The organism is Corynebacterium sp. KPL4035 (assembly GCF_037908325.1).
GTDB lineage: Bacteria > Actinomycetota > Actinomycetes > Mycobacteriales > Mycobacteriaceae > Corynebacterium > Corynebacterium kefirresidentii.
Genome location: NZ_JBBMGF010000015.1, coordinates 1 through 13,752 on the forward strand (window position 1 = coordinate 1; position 13,752 = coordinate 13,752).

General features: G+C 51.7%; 21 protein-coding genes. 4 read left to right on the plus strand and 17 right to left on the minus strand.

The window, feature by feature from the left end; translation table 11 throughout:
* Positions 1 to 176: 176 nt before the first annotated feature.
* On the minus strand, positions 177 to 704 hold the full coding sequence (locus tag WMP96_RS10775; protein WP_284799390.1) for a CAP domain-containing protein: 528 nt from the start codon (positions 702 to 704) through the stop codon (positions 177 to 179).
* Positions 705 to 773: 69 nt separating this feature from the next.
* The gene (locus WMP96_RS10780) at positions 774 to 1,865 is read right to left on the minus strand and encodes an ATP-binding protein (RefSeq protein ID WP_340433408.1); all 1,092 of its coding nucleotides are present in this window, start codon (positions 1,863 to 1,865) and stop codon (positions 774 to 776) included.
* Between the two features lie 149 nt (positions 1,866 to 2,014).
* Here WMP96_RS10780 and WMP96_RS10785 point away from each other — a divergent pair, with 149 nt between their 5' ends.
* Positions 2,015 to 2,311, plus strand: a complete 297-nt coding sequence (locus WMP96_RS10785; RefSeq protein WP_301716488.1) for a hypothetical protein — start codon at positions 2,015 to 2,017, stop codon at positions 2,309 to 2,311.
* A 43-nt stretch (positions 2,312 to 2,354) separates the two neighbouring features.
* Positions 2,355 to 2,747 carry a DoxX family protein gene (locus tag WMP96_RS10790; protein WP_023021060.1) on the plus strand — a complete coding sequence of 131 codons (393 nt, stop codon included), beginning with the start codon at positions 2,355 to 2,357 and terminating at the stop codon, positions 2,745 to 2,747.
* Positions 2,748 to 4,626: 1,879 nt separating this feature from the next.
* Here WMP96_RS10790 and WMP96_RS10795 read toward each other — a convergent pair.
* From WMP96_RS10795 to WMP96_RS10865, 15 genes are all read right to left on the minus strand, one after another.
* Positions 4,627 to 5,457: a RelA/SpoT domain-containing protein gene (locus tag WMP96_RS10795; protein WP_239208937.1), complete on the minus strand. Its 831-nt coding sequence runs from the start codon at positions 5,455 to 5,457 to the stop codon at positions 4,627 to 4,629.
* A 468-nt stretch (positions 5,458 to 5,925) separates the two neighbouring features.
* Positions 5,926 to 6,390: a hypothetical protein gene (locus tag WMP96_RS10800; RefSeq protein ID WP_340433411.1), complete on the minus strand. Its 465-nt coding sequence runs from the start codon at positions 6,388 to 6,390 to the stop codon at positions 5,926 to 5,928.
* Positions 6,390 to 6,911, minus strand: coding sequence for an ImmA/IrrE family metallo-endopeptidase (locus tag WMP96_RS10805; RefSeq protein ID WP_239208933.1), 522 nt, complete (start codon positions 6,909 to 6,911; stop codon positions 6,390 to 6,392). The genes WMP96_RS10800 and WMP96_RS10805 overlap by 1 nt, the downstream gene beginning before the upstream one ends.
* A 97-nt stretch (positions 6,912 to 7,008) precedes the next feature.
* Positions 7,009 to 7,380, minus strand: coding sequence for a hypothetical protein (locus tag WMP96_RS10810; RefSeq protein ID WP_239208931.1), 372 nt, complete (start codon positions 7,378 to 7,380; stop codon positions 7,009 to 7,011).
* 79 nt (positions 7,381 to 7,459) lie between these two features.
* Complete coding sequence (locus WMP96_RS10815; RefSeq protein WP_239208930.1) at positions 7,460 to 8,032, minus strand: hypothetical protein; 573 nt, start codon at positions 8,030 to 8,032, stop codon at positions 7,460 to 7,462.
* A gap of 9 nt (positions 8,033 to 8,041) precedes the next feature.
* Complete coding sequence (locus WMP96_RS10820; RefSeq protein WP_340433416.1) at positions 8,042 to 8,917, minus strand: hypothetical protein; 876 nt, start codon at positions 8,915 to 8,917, stop codon at positions 8,042 to 8,044.
* On the minus strand, positions 8,898 to 9,053 hold the full coding sequence (locus tag WMP96_RS10825; protein ID WP_023021048.1) for a hypothetical protein: 156 nt from the start codon (positions 9,051 to 9,053) through the stop codon (positions 8,898 to 8,900). The genes WMP96_RS10820 and WMP96_RS10825 overlap by 20 nt, the downstream gene beginning before the upstream one ends.
* 68 nt (positions 9,054 to 9,121) lie before the next feature.
* Positions 9,122 to 9,328, minus strand: a complete 207-nt coding sequence (locus tag WMP96_RS10830) for a hypothetical protein (RefSeq protein WP_239208926.1) — start codon at positions 9,326 to 9,328, stop codon at positions 9,122 to 9,124.
* Entirely contained in the window at positions 9,329 to 9,814 is a 486-nt protein-coding gene (locus WMP96_RS10835) for a single-stranded DNA-binding protein (RefSeq protein WP_239208924.1), read from the minus strand.
* The gene (locus WMP96_RS10840) at positions 9,815 to 10,621 is read right to left on the minus strand and encodes a hypothetical protein (RefSeq protein ID WP_239208922.1); all 807 of its coding nucleotides are present in this window, start codon (positions 10,619 to 10,621) and stop codon (positions 9,815 to 9,817) included.
* Positions 10,622 to 10,623: 2 nt separating this feature from the next.
* Positions 10,624 to 10,830 carry a hypothetical protein gene (locus WMP96_RS10845; RefSeq protein ID WP_239208920.1) on the minus strand — a complete coding sequence of 69 codons (207 nt, stop codon included), beginning with the start codon at positions 10,828 to 10,830 and terminating at the stop codon, positions 10,624 to 10,626.
* Entirely contained in the window at positions 10,827 to 10,997 is a 171-nt protein-coding gene (locus tag WMP96_RS10850) for a hypothetical protein (protein ID WP_023021043.1), read from the minus strand. Before WMP96_RS10850 ends, WMP96_RS10845 begins: the two co-directional genes overlap by 4 nt.
* Positions 10,997 to 11,908, minus strand: coding sequence for a YqaJ viral recombinase family protein (locus WMP96_RS10855; protein WP_284798779.1), 912 nt, complete (start codon positions 11,906 to 11,908; stop codon positions 10,997 to 10,999). The genes WMP96_RS10850 and WMP96_RS10855 overlap by 1 nt, the downstream gene beginning before the upstream one ends.
* A gap of 297 nt (positions 11,909 to 12,205) precedes the next feature.
* Complete coding sequence (locus WMP96_RS10860) at positions 12,206 to 12,376, minus strand: hypothetical protein (protein ID WP_284798778.1); 171 nt, start codon at positions 12,374 to 12,376, stop codon at positions 12,206 to 12,208.
* 231 nt (positions 12,377 to 12,607) lie between these two features.
* The gene (locus tag WMP96_RS10865) at positions 12,608 to 12,826 is read right to left on the minus strand and encodes an excisionase family DNA-binding protein (RefSeq protein WP_239208913.1); all 219 of its coding nucleotides are present in this window, start codon (positions 12,824 to 12,826) and stop codon (positions 12,608 to 12,610) included.
* Between the two features lie 329 nt (positions 12,827 to 13,155).
* On the opposite strand from WMP96_RS10865, the gene WMP96_RS10870 reads away from it, so the two are divergent.
* The gene (locus WMP96_RS10870; RefSeq protein ID WP_239208911.1) at positions 13,156 to 13,395 is read left to right on the plus strand and encodes a hypothetical protein; all 240 of its coding nucleotides are present in this window, start codon (positions 13,156 to 13,158) and stop codon (positions 13,393 to 13,395) included.
* 114 nt (positions 13,396 to 13,509) lie between these two features.
* A complete protein-coding gene (locus WMP96_RS10875; RefSeq protein ID WP_239208909.1) occupies positions 13,510 to 13,650 on the plus strand; it encodes a hypothetical protein in 141 nt (46 codons plus the stop codon).
* Positions 13,651 to 13,752: the final 102 nt, after the last annotated feature.

Below are 13,752 nucleotides of genomic sequence, written 5' to 3' on the forward strand. Positions count from 1 at the left end.
ACCCCCGCCCCCACAACTCCCCAACCCACGGGCGACCAAGGCGTTTAGGGCGTGTACGGGTCTCGAGGTTAGTTGGGCGCATCTCTTGGTTAATGCGCTGGTTTCTATTGCAGAACGCTTGGCGACACAGTAATGGCCTCAAAGGAAGTTCTCCTTTGAGGCCATTAGTGGTCTATTTAGCGTCCGAAGTTTTGAACTGCAAAGAGTTTGCCTTGTGGGTTGACGGCTATTCCTGTGCCGACGGTTTTGGCTTCGGGGTCTAGAAGAATTTCTCGGTGTGAGGGTGAATTAACCCAGAGCTTAACGAGTTGTGCGTCTGAGTAGTCGTTCCATGCTTGGAGGATGTTTTCTCCTCCGGGTGGTACATCGGCTGGGTAAGTCTTCCAGTGTTCTGGGCGGTGGTGGAGGTTGTCGGTTTGACAGACGTGGTCTGCCCAGTTTTGGGCTATGCCGTTGAGGGCTGGGTTTTCAGTTACGGGGTTGAGTCCGTTTTGTGCTCTGACTTCGTTGATTTTGAGGACGATTGAGTGTGCGCGGACTCCTTCTGGTTTTAGTTCGTTGACCGTTGCTGGGTTTGGCCCTCCTGGTCCTTGGGCTTGCGCTGGTGGGGTTGGTATTGCGAGTTCGCCGCCGACTAGTGCTGCGGCTGCGGCAGCTGGTGCTGCGATTTTTTCTACTGGTTCGGGCATGATTTCATCCGACATTGGTAATTCCTCCTTGAATTTCGGGGTGGGAGTGATACCGGTTTTAAGTCTACAGTGCTTCGTGGGTTTTTATTTTTGGAAGAATCTTGGGCTGTAGATGTCGACTTGCTCCCAGTTGCCTTTGTTATCGCTGATCGTTACTCTTCCTGGCGGTAGGTTTGTGGGTTTGGGGTCGAGGGGTGTTGGTTTTCGGCCAAGTACGTGTGCGGCTTGGTTTGTGGTTGATACGTTGGCGCATATTTGGGTGTTGGTTTGGTCTCGTATGGGGGTTGGCAGTGTGGTTGGTGTGGGGTTCGCGGTGACGATGATGACGATGATTCCCACTTGGTGGCAGTTTTGCATCGCCTTTGTAGCTTTTGCGATTTTTATTTCTGTCTGGGGTGCTGGCGTATTCTTTTTGTCTTTTGTTTGGAAGTATTCCTGGATTTCGTCGAAGATAAAGATTGCTAGGTGCTGGTTGTCGTTTTTCTCTCGCCAGTAGTCGATGCCGTCTTGTAGACGTTGTTGTTTTAGTTCTTCTAGTTGTTGTAGGCTTTTGGCGATTTCTGTTGTGTCGCCGGCTGATCCGTTGAAGTAGAGTACGTGAGCGCTTGGCCGTACTGCGTCCATGATTCCTTTTAGGAGTGTTGTTTTCCCGGTTCCGGGCTGGCCGGCGACTACTATGTTGGAGGTTGTTTCGAGTTGCAGGTGGGCTTTCTTTTTTGTTTGGGTGTTGCGACCTAGTGTGAGTAGGTCGGTATTGGGGTCGTAGGTCATTTTTCCGGGTATTGATGTAGAGTTTGGAATTAGCGTTGCTATTTGTACTAGTTGATTTGAGATTTTGATTCTGGTTGGGATTTTGAGGATATCGTCAAGTTGTCGGGTTTTGGCTAGCAGTTCCCACCATTCTTTGTCTTTTGGTGCTATTTTAATCCAGCCTTTGGGGCTGATTTCTGCTATTTTTACGTTTGCTTTGTATTCGACTGCTGCTTTGCGTTTGGCTAGGCGACGTACGGCTGGGTCTCGGTATCGGGTGAAAAAGTAGATTTGCCGTGCGGCTATTACGAGTAGGGTTGCTATTGCAATAGTGCTTAGTAGGGCAAGTGCAATATTGCTGACTTGGTCTCTGAGTGCGTCTAGGTGTGGTGTGTTGAGTGGGTTTGTCGGGGTTTTTGTGCTCATTTCAGGGTTGCCTTTCGGTGTTATTTAGGGTTGAGCTTTAGCCTACTAGTTTGGCATGGTGTTGAGCGGATGATGGGTTCGTCGGTTAGGCTTGCTGGTGTTCACTTCCCTGAGACTGTATTGACTGTGGTTTGATTGGTTTCGGGGTAGTGAAGTTTCGTTTTTTGTCGATTTTGGAAGGTATTGCTGTGCTGTATTTTTTGGCTGAGCACGGTTCTGACCCGAACAATACGTGGTGGGGCATCGTACCTATTTTGCTTGTTGTTGTGCCGCTTGTTTTTTGGTTTTGCGCTGTGGTGTCAATTGTGCGGTCTGGTTTTGGTTGGGGCGTTAAGCTTTTGTTGGTTTTGGCAGCACTTGCGTATCCGCTCATTGGGCCTCTGCTGTGGTTTTTTGCTGGTCGGGGCACGGAGTTTAAGACACAGCTAGATGTTGGGCGTGGCTGAAATTATTTCGTTGCTGAGTGATTTTGAGGAGTAGGTTTTAGGTATGAGTAAGTTTAGTGAGTATTTTACTGCTGGTGTTCTTGGTGGGTTTATGTCGTTTGCTGGTGTGTCACATTTGACTCATCAGCGTGAGGAGTTTCAGGCTCAGGTTCCTGATTGGTTTCCTGGTTCCAAGGATGCTGTTGTTGTGGCGTCCGGTGTAGCGGAGATTGTGTTAGGGGCAGGTTTGTTGCTGTCGCGGCGCCGTCGCGCTGATTTTGGTGTTGCGTTGGCGGCTTTTTATACCGCTATCTTCCCTGGGAATATTGCTCAATATGCGGAGCGGCATAATGGGTTCGGGTTGGATACTGATACTAAGCGCTTTGTGCGTCTGTTGTTTCAGCCGGTGTTGATTGCTGGGGCGTTGCATGCGGCTGGGCTGCCGGCCAAGAAGTAGGGATTTGATTGTTGTGCCTTGTTCCAGTCGTGAGCTGGTGGCCTGCGCCTCGGGTGTTGCTCAGAGCTGTTCTAACTTTCAATGCTTAATGGTTAGTTACAGGGTGAGGTGGCTACAAGGCTTGGTTAAAGCGACGAATGCCCCCAACGTGTGTTGAGGGCATATTGTGTCGTCGCGTCGACGATTATAGCACACAGCGTGACAATCACCAGCTGGAATGCCGCCGAGCAGGAGGACACCCAGTTTCTGGTGGGGTCACTTTGAAACCTAAGCGTTCTAAAGCATCCATCGCGACGGCGGGGTTATCTCGAACAGATGCCTGGAGTTGAATGTCAAACCACTTTTCTCGAGAATCTTTCAGCGCTACCTCCCAACCGTTCTTTCCTCGAAACCCGCATTCCTGAATTACGAAATACAGGAATTCCTCAAGCGATGGCCGGAATCGATGGCCCCCTACCGGTACATGGAGTGGGCTTATGTCTCCGTCTTTCCGTTTATCGGTTTTACTAGTCCGTCCATTTTTCATTAGGGCTGGGCTAAGCAGCCCCCCAATGCCCGAAAAGTGAATATGGGCAGCTGGAACCCGCTCCTTGTTGCGCTCGTATTCAAATTTGATTGCAGATTGTGTATGGACGCGGATTGAATAATCACTGTGTCTAACAGTCAGGTACTGCCCACTTCGGTCACTTTGCAGCTTGTAAGTAACAGCTAGGGTATATAGATCACAGGTGCTGAGGCATTCGCATTCTTCAATGCTTGAGGTCCCCCGACCGTAATGCAGCGGTGCATGAAACGAAATGACGTAAACGCCAGACTGGTCATTTACGTCAAGGTGTTTCTTGAATTGTGATTCCCGCAGCGGCAACGCTGCCATCAATATTGCAAGCACTTCGGAAGCGAAATCTTGTGCTGATTTGTCGCTGAATTCTCGTTGCGTGACTGAGCTACTTGTCAATGTCGAGCATCATTTCTACGCGACGAAGTTCGTCATAAAGTTCACGTTCTTCCGTCGAAAGGCAACCCATTGAAGCCAAGTCACGAAGGTCTCGGAGGCTGATCGGAGCGCCTTCAACTGAGGAATATGCACTAGTAAGTTGTCTCGAAAGCTCATCGTGGCGACGGTACAAATCTTCCGGTGTGTGGCGCCTGATTGTAAGTGACATTTTTAGGACCTCCTCTGCTTCAAGTATGTCTGAATATAGTCTGTGGCACGGACATTGGGTACCAGCGGGTCATGGTCGCATTTCTCGATTTTGCTTCACTCCTGCTTTTTGTAAAGCAATCTCTGCACGTCATTTAGCAAATACCGGTTAGTTCCGTTGATTGTCCTTTTCGAATTTTTTCTCTTTCTGCCTATTTCCGCAGTAGTTCGGGTGTGATTTGATACCCCTGTTATCTCAACCTGTAGGTGAGGGTTTTGCTGTGAGCCAGACTTCTTGCGGGTCCTTTATGGGTTCTGGTGGTCGAGTTCGGTTTTGTGCCTTGTTCTGGTCGTGAACCAGTGGCCTGCATCTCATTGGTCAGTTACTGAATTTGCCGTTTTAGTGGTCGTTGAGTCAGGCAACAAGGCTTTTGAAAGCGACGAATGCCCCCAACGTGTGTTGAGGGCATATAGTGTCGTCGCGTCGACGATTATAGCACACAGCGTGACAGAAATTCAGGCATCACTCCGCGCAAAGTATCGTGCATGAGTGTTCCGTAAAGATTCCATGGAGTTCGCCCTGACTGTGACAATTTCAGTGTCTCGGCTTCTGCGAATTCGCGAGCGATGTATCCGCTCTTCTAACGCTGCCTGAGCATCCACATACGACGTCACAGAGACTTCGCCTGACGGCCTATGATATTCAATGAGATAGGAAGTCACTGCCACTCCTTTGCCTTAAGCTTCTTCACCAATAGAGCCAATTGAATCAGCCAATTGCTTCAGTTGAACAACCAATTTGTCGTCAAGTTTATCAATATCCAACCTGACATCTTGATATGGACCGCAGTCTACCCCTTTCTTACGTATATCGCTGTCTATCTGACGAAATAATTTTGCTTTCTTTTCTTCGAGCTCCTGTATCGCTTCTGCAATATCCTGCGCCTTATCTACCAGCATCTTGTAGATTTCTGGCGCACCATCAGGAAGTTCGCTGTACCGATGGACTCGACCAAATTTATCCCCGATCACCTCATTTAAATTTGCCCAAGCTGCCTGCGTCTTAGTTCTTAACTGAAGCTCAACACGCCCCGCAGGAGCAGTCAAGTGAAGATGTATTGCACGATATCCATACTGGGAATCTTTTAAATAGTTTCTTTCTTTTACCGCTGCACCTTCGGTCTCAAACCGGGCCTGCAAGACGTCAGAAATTTCTGACAAACAATCCAAAGAACAGTCAAGGTCCAAACGACACCCGGCCAAATCCTGGACACGGCTGAGTTTTGTACTAAGCCGATCAAGCTTATCGGCTATGGTGTCATCAGTTTTTACCCGATGACTGGACTCGATTGGAGGTTTAATTCGATAAGTCTCGCCATGAAAATCCTCGCTTTGAGAGAACTCCTCAACCTCTTCTAAAGCAATTGTAATAACGGTTTCATTTAACTTATCGAACCATGCCATTACTTGAAGATAGTCATCTTCATTGAGCTCCCTCCTACCTCTAATCCCTTCTCCGATACGGTTTATGGTGCCCTTTGAGAACGGGTGTTCTTCGTTAAGTTTCACGGACTCTCTTTACCTATTGTAGAACTTCACTCAATGAATAGATATTAACGTTTCCCTGTTCTTTTTTCGCGTATATAGCTCCCCGCTCAACCCATTTCCGCAGTAGCTCTGGGCTTACGTTGTGGCCTTGTTGTTGGAGTTTGTAACAGATGGTTCGTGCGGTGGGCCATGCTTTTGTTGTGTGTGGTGTGTGCCTGTCTTCTGACTGCGTGTGGGCTTGTTCCAAGGGTTATTCTTTCTCCGTGTGGTTGGTGGTGAGGTTAGTCATCGTTGCTCCGTGTGGTTGGGTAAGGGTTATTTGTCTGCCCAGAGTTCGTAGGCGTGGTCTTGCCAGGGGTCGTATTCGGGTTCTTCGTCTGGGTTGGGTTCGTTGGCATCATCGTGGGGCCATGCGTAAATCATTGGGTAACTCCTTAGATATGAGAAAACCCGCTACGCTTTTGGTAGCGGGTTGAGGGGGTAGTCTATTTATTTGTGTTCGGGCAAAAGATAAACTCCACGAACAATGCCGTAAACAAGACCTATTACCTCGACGACGATGGAGGTTAGGTAGGCGATTATGACTTGGTCGGATAAATAGAAACCTTCAGCGTCTGGTTTATGTGGGCCGTTAGCAATTTCGTAGAGAAAGATATGTGCAACTACAAGCTGTCCGATAAGTATTGTTAAAAGGGTTTTGGCGTAAATGGTTCGATATCGGGTGTCAGCTTTGTATCTGTCTTTTTCTAGCTCTTCACGCGTTGGGCGGTGATCCTTTTTAGGACGCCGGTCGAAGACTTTAGAAAGCCAGCCTGGCATCCATGATGGGTTCTGCTCTTTGAAGCTGGTTGGAAAGTTTGTTTCATCTATGCCATGTGTGCCTTCGGTGTTCTTTTCTTCCTCGGAAATTTGAGGTTGTTGTGGGCTTGGGTCTTTTGCAGAGGAGCTGTCCATTACACTAATCCGAGGCTATTAAGCCTGATTCCCATGGCGTCTTTCGACACATTGAAGGTACGCGCCAGGATTCCGACGTCTTGGATTTGTACGAACTTGTTTTTTACGGCCTCTGCGGGCATCAACAGTGCTGCTGCGAATCTGTTGGCGTAGATTTCTTCGATGTCCGTTCCGGTTGACGCAAGCGGTCCTCTATCTCTCCTCTCCTTTGGAAGATTTCGGCGCAGAGTGTCGTAATAGTGACCAAGCTCGTGAGCTATGGTAAAGCGTTTCCGCTCGGGTCCGTGCCATTGGTTAACTACGATGAAAGCGCCTTGGTCGTCCCAGTCTAGGTAGCCTGAGAGTTCGCGGGGGAGGTCGTATTCGTAGACTTGAACGTCGTAGACTCGTGCAATTTGTTCTGGGTCGATGGGTAAGTCAGCGACTCCTGCAGCGTCAGTGTAGGAAATGGTGATTGCTTGGTTTGCGTCGGCTGCTGGGGTGAGGGGTTCACCTGTCTCGAGCCGTGGAATGACTGGCATCTCCTTTGGCTCCTTTGCGCATTAGTGGGATTCTGTTCTTCTTTCTATGAATTTTACAGTTTTTGGTGCAATTTGAAAATGCTTTAGGCGGGACTTACTAGGCGTCATCGCCTGGTCCTTTTAGTAGTTTTATGAGGTCTTCGACTTCCATAATTGCCCATTGTTTTTCGGGGTTGGTTGTGCCGCGTCGTTTGGCTATTACGAGTCCTACGTGGGCGTCATCATTTTCGGCTTCTTGGTGGGCTTCTTTGGTCCACTCGGCTAGGTGGACTCTGCCGCCATAATTTTTGGTTTCTATGACGATGCGGCGGTTGTGTGAGTCTCGGACGTTGGCAACGTCCCCGGTGTCGCGTGCTCCCGTGCGGACCTTCCTGTCTATGCGGTCGTCGAGGTTGTCACGGAGGAAGTCGCTTATGAGGCGTTCAAAGCGTGCTCCGGCTTGTTTGGCGCTGTTTCTGTTTCGTGACATTTGTGGCCTTTCTGCGGCGCTGGTTCGTATTTCTGGGGTGTTTGCCCACAGGCGTTGTGTTTGTAGCTCTGTGGGGCTCCTAGGGGGTGTTTTGGGGTGGTTGTGTGTCTTCTTCTGGGGCGGGTAGGCGGTTTGGGTTGATTCCTCGTTTGAGGCGTTGGAAGAACTCCTCAGGTTGCATCTCCACCTCTGGGGGTTGTTGTTGGGCGCGGTGCCATCCGGCGCGGGCTATTTCGACCACGTCGTGGCCTTCGGGGTCTTGGGTTTCGTCGATGCCGGACCAGTGTGGCGGTGGGATGACTTTGTCGAGGGTGAACTGGTCGCCGTAGTTGCGTTTGGCGCGGGCTACGCGGTGTTTCCACCTGTGGGCTTCGAGGATGTATTTCTTTGATTCGTTGCGTTCCCACTGTTTGATGACTTGTTTAGCGGCGTTGATGATGTCCCAGGGGCCGGCCATGGTGTCGGTGTGTGTGGTTGCTGCCCAGTAGCGGATTGCTTCGGGCCATACGTCTTCGGGGACGTTGATGGTTTCTAGGACGTCTGCCCAGACGTTGAGGACGATGGGGTCGTCTTTGGGGAATTTGTTGGGGGCTGCTGCGGAGCCGTAGGCGATGATTTGGGATGCGAGTCGCATGTTTTCGGCTTGTGGCATGGGTGTCTCCTAGAAGGGCGGTTCGAGTTGTTTCGTTCCGGTGGGTTGTGGTTTTTGTGCTTCTTGGGCTTCGAGTTCGCGTGCCATGCGTTCGCCTAGTTCGATGTAGCGCTGGGATTTGGATTTTTGAGGCTGGCCGGTGGTGTTTTGTTTTTGTCGGCGCATCCAGACTCGCCATGTTGCGTCCCAGTCGGCTTTCCGTGCCTTGGCTCCAGTGATGGAGTGCCAGTAGTCGCAGAAGTTCTCGTGTTCGGTGGCGAGGTCGAGGTCTGGTCGTTCTGTGCGGATTTTGTTGACGGTCTCCGGTTTTGGTTCCCAGCCTCTGGGGAGGGGGTGATTCTTTTTGGGTTTGGTGGTTGTGTCTGGGCTGGGGCCACCATCCGCTTTTGCGGTGGTGGTCTCTACTACAGAACCTTTAGGTTCTGTGGTCGGGCCGGGTCGGGTCGGGGCGGGGCGGTGTGACACCGTTCTGTGACTCACAGCGATGTCACGTTGACCTGTCACATGTGAGTCACGCGTGACATTTTCGCGTTCTCCCTGCTCTTGGCGTTTTCGGTAGCGCGATTTGCGTTGCCTTTCGGCGGCTTCTTCGCGCTCGTTTAGCTTCTGTTCGCGACTGGGTTGCCACCCATTCCAGTCGTGAAAGCGGAACACTTTCGCACCGTTTTCGGACCTACCTTCAACCCAAATGCCCGCAGAAACGAGCGCATTTATTTGAGATTTCGTGCCTTTAAATCGTTTGACTTGGCTTGCCGGGATGACTCCGTCGGTTAGATGTTTGCCGCACCATGCGCCCGATTTAGTCCACAAACCGATAGCAGCGTTAGGCACGTCAAGAAACTTCGGATGGTCGTAGAAGCCATCGTCAACCTTGAACCAAGTCATCGTCTTGTACCTCCTTTTCTATGGATTGGAATAACTGGATTAATGCATCGAGGAAGTCCGGCCTAGCGCAGTACACGTCTTGGGATTCCAAGTAGGCGCGCATGTCCTGGCGGGCACGGTGGTCAGGGTCAGTCATGGATAAAGTCCGTTGGGGTTAGAAATAGACCCCGCCTGTGGACTATTGAGGTCCTGAACAAAACGGGGTTATGTGGTGGGGTCGACGAGGACGGTGGAGGTTGCTTTGAGAGTGAAGCGTCCGTCTCTGGTGGCCCCGTGAACTGTGCCGTCGTATTCGGCGGCGTAGGTGATGCGGTCGGCAATCTTCTCTGGGTCAAAGGTAGAGGGGAAAAGAACCACCCTTTTGCCCTTGTATTCGGGAAGTTCGGCGGCTTGAATCTTTACATACCCCATTTAAAATGGTGGCTCCTGATTCTGCTGTCCCGATTGTGCCGGCGGGGTCGACCACGCCCCGCTAGCAGCGGTTTGTCCATTCTGCGCGGCGTTATCCCACGACTGCTGCGCCTGGCTGGGCTGCTGCTGCGGCGCGGTAGGAAGCTTGTAAAAGCGCGTAGCACGGAACTCGACCTTGCTGCGCTTTTCACCGTCCTTGGTTTCCCACGAGCGAGTCACAAGCTTGCCAGTAACCGCAACCTGGTCACCCTTTTTCAAATCAGCGGCCATCTCAGCCCACGGGGTGGGATTCTGCTTATTGCCTTGCTCGTTCCAGATGGTTACATCTAGGTACATGCTGCGAGTCTTTACCCACTGGTTCTGCTCCTGGTCAAACCTATTGTCTGAGCTAGCTAGGGTGAAGTTAGCCACCGCGGCGCCCTGCGGGGTGAATCGTAGTTCTGCGTCGCGTGGGAGTCCGCCGGTGAGTGTAATGAGGTCAATCATTTATTTATTCTCCTGCAGTTCGTTCCAGCGGTCGCGGCCAAGGTTGATTACTTTTTGGGGCACATCACTTTCTTCGCGGATTTCGTTCATGAAGTCGGTGACTGCCTCAGCACTAGTCAGCTCTGCGAGTGCGGCTTTTACATCCCGCACGAACTGGTCATCTTCCGGTTCCTGCTCGGGCTCCTGCCGCATCTTTGGTGCCGGCGCGGAGACTGCTTGAGCAGCTACATCCTGACGAGTAGCGTTCATCTTTACCGGCTCCAATTCCAGGTCCTCGGCAGCGTACTTAATGCCCAGAAGAACGTTAGGGGCAAGGCGGCGAGACACTTCCGAAGCGGCCTTGGCGTACAACATGGCCTGCGGGTCGGTTTGATATCTCTTATTAGAGGTATAGCCCGCCTTCTTAGCACGGTCGATAGTCCACGTGGACGACTCCTGCTCCCCACTCGGCGCCACGCCACGCACCGTTACAGACTCATCACTGGATTCCACTGTCTTGAACTTATAGCCCTTGCCCTTAAGCAAAGCCACCATAGTTCGAGCGTAAATAGCTGGCTGCCCATGAATGACGAATACTTGCTGCAAAGCCTGTTGAGGCTTCAGCCCAAGCTCGGCACCATAAAGGATTGCGGCAGCACCATCATCAGGCTTACCGCGAAAAGTCTGTGGCACCATCTGGGTATTACATAGGACAGTCGCCAATTTATGTGCGGCATCCATAGCTTCAGCCTGGCGCATGAGACCGCTAAGTCCATTATCACTGAGCTCAGGCATAGAATCGTTGACAGTATCAAGTTGATTATTCACTGTTAGATGTTCCTTTCGTCGTCGAATCGGTCGAGGGTGATTTCTGTGAGTGTGAGGGCGGTTTCCTCATCGTGGCCGCGGGCGGTGAAGCACTCCATGAGGTAATGTGCCTGGTCGGCAAAAGCAGTCAGCGCCGCATAGTTTGCTTCTGTCACGGTGCGTGCGACTTCGAGTCGTCGCCGCGGCATATCACTCGGAATTGGAGTCATAGTTTCTGGCGCTCCTTGTCTGCTTGGTCGTGGATTTGTTGGTAGAGGTCACGCATTTCTGGGAACGTGTCTCCGTGGTCGCGCATCCAGTCGAAGGCTTCGCATTGTGCTCTGTTTAGGGCGCGGTTCTTTGCCCCCTTGCTTGGTTCTGTGGTGTAGATGCTCATTAGTTGACGACCTTTGTGAGTCGGAGGCGTGTGGAGCCTCGGCGGGTTTTGGTGTTGAACTCGGCGTAGAGGTCCGGGTGGGCGGTCTTAAACGCCTTAGAGTCGAATGTCTTAGAATCCTTGGTGGTGGACACACTCACCTTGTAGCCGGCGTGCGTACCCGCGTAGGAATCACCGAGTAGTTTCAAAAGGTCTTTCTTGTAGGTCTTGGCTAGGTCAGACCAGCTGGCGGATTTTTCTTCCGCGTCCGCTAGTTGCGCTACGAGGCCTTCTACCTCGTCGGCGTCTTCTAGGCTGGTGACCTCACCCATCCAATCCGGGGTAGTGCCTTCCAGCCAAGCGAACCACTCGGCGGCGGTGCGTTGCATGCCCTCCACCACCTTGGGGTCATAGTGGATTACCTGATATTCGTACCCGTCCGGGGTGAACTCGCCGTCCTGCTCCTGGTAGTACTCCACTAGCAGCACGCACGCCTCGGCGCCCGCATGCCACATGTTTGCCTGCACCTGCAGGTAGTACCCGTCGGGGCACCAATCATGCCAATACCCACCAGTGAACGGGTGTTTAGCGGTTTTAATCTCACCAATGACCTCCCCGTCCTCACTGAAAAGGTCTGGGGTGCCACACAGGCGCTCATCATCTTTGTTGATGATGATGGTTTGCGGGTCCGCGTTGTACACAAGACGCGAATCAACCTCCACCACAAGCGGCGCCAGCACGGGTTCGCGGGCAGTGCCCCAAACCGTGTAGTCATTACCGCCCCACCGCTTCCCTGTTTCTTTCTGCTCGCGCAGCTCCTGCCACTGTCTAGCAGTCCTGCTTAAATGCAGGTCCCTTAGCTCCGTTGAGGTGAGGTGCTGACGGCGGAACTCGAACCACTCATCATTATTCTCTGGTTTGAATGTCCTCAATTTAGTTCTTCCTCTTAAAAATCGTGGTGCCCTTATTCGACTCACGCAGAACTTTCTTCGCATTCCTCGCATGGCGCTCACAGAACCGGAACCCAACCCCTACACCAGGAATGTCCTCACCCTCAAGTAGGCAGTTCGCATAAAGGCAGCGGTCCCGCTGCTCATAGCAGCGCTTGATATACTCCCTCGCTGCCCTCACCGTCTGATACCTACGCGGCGCATCCCCAAGGTTCACCACCCACTCCCCCTTATAGAGGACAGGGTGAAACTTCTGGTATGCCTGTTCTAACGTGATTCCTACATCCATACTGGCGGCACCGAAATAACCCAATGGAAAACAAATCCAACCATGCCGCCAAACACGCCAGTAGCCCAACACAGGCGAACCCGCTTAGCGGCAACATCCTGCCAATACGCCAACTCCTTATACGTCGGCTCCCAGCGCTCCGAGCGATTACTTACGCACATGACAAAACCTCCTCTCATAAGCAGAAATCTGGCCGGCCACACTATTGGCACCACTAGCAAGCGTGAGAATTTGACGACGAGTCTTCTCAGGAAGATGAGCAAGGTTGTAAATCGTCTTCAGCCGAGCCTCAATATCCCTCATATAAGCCTTCGCCTCAGAAGCCGTAATCTGACGCATCATCTACCTCCAAATCATGACAAAAGTTCGATTAGTTCCTTGGAACATGCGTTTTATAAAACCCATTGGTTCTCCCCCATCAAAAAAGCATCACACCACTCAGACTTGACGCGATACGTACGCCCGGCCTTCACCGAACGCAATTCTTTACGCTGCAAAAATCGATACACCGTCTCCGGATGCATACCCATATACTCAGCAGCTTCCTTCGCGGTAAACCATTTCCTGATACAATCCATAACGCCCTTTCTGGAAAGAAGAGATTGAATCACGGGTAAGGCCCCTGCACTTCTCAGTTCATGCAGGGGCCTTCACCCATGAAAACTTCCGAAAAATAAACGGGGATGCAGGTGCAGCAGAGCGCAGCAGCGGCAAGTGCCGGAAGCCGCCAAATCCTGGGATACTGCCCTTGAAGCGGTCAGTGTCCAACCCGCCCTTAACAACCCCTAGTGCGCAGCCGGGGAGTTGCACCCCGGTGGTCTTTTGTAAGCACAAATTTCTTTAGCCCCTGTAGTAGGTACAAGAAAAATGTGAATAGTTACTCCTCTGCGCTAGTACGCCCCTTCAGGCCACCTGAAGAGGCCAGATAAAATGTGAAAGCATGAACGCGTTCGAAATAATCTCCACACTCATCGCCGCAGTCTCCGCCGGCATCGCACTCTGGCAAGCAATAGACGCATCAAAATCACGCAAATCAGCAGAGACTGCACAAGCCGAAGCCGCAGAAAGCTCCGACCGAGCCGCCCGCAGCGCCGAACAAGCCGCAGCAGAACAACGAAAAATCGCCGAAGCACAAGCAGCAATCTCCGCATACACGCAGAAACTCGCCGCAGCGAACTGACGAAACGTCACCCTGCACCACGAGAGCAAAAAGAACTACGCCATCGCCAACGAAACCGGTGAAATCATCACCAACGTCAGCATCAACCCAACCAGAGACGACCAAGCAGCCACCATGAGCGCTGAAACCGCCGCCGCCCTCGACCACGGAGACGTCATCGAAGTACTCCTTGGCTTCCAGGGAAAATACGTCCTACAGTGGACAGACAGCGAAGGTAAACAGCAGCAAAAAGCAGCAATTGCTAATGCCGATTGATGTGGTTGACATAGATAGCGCACCCCGCAGAAATCAAGGCACACGCCGAAATAATAATCGGAGCAACCATACCGAAACACCTCCCCTCCACAATCAACTATC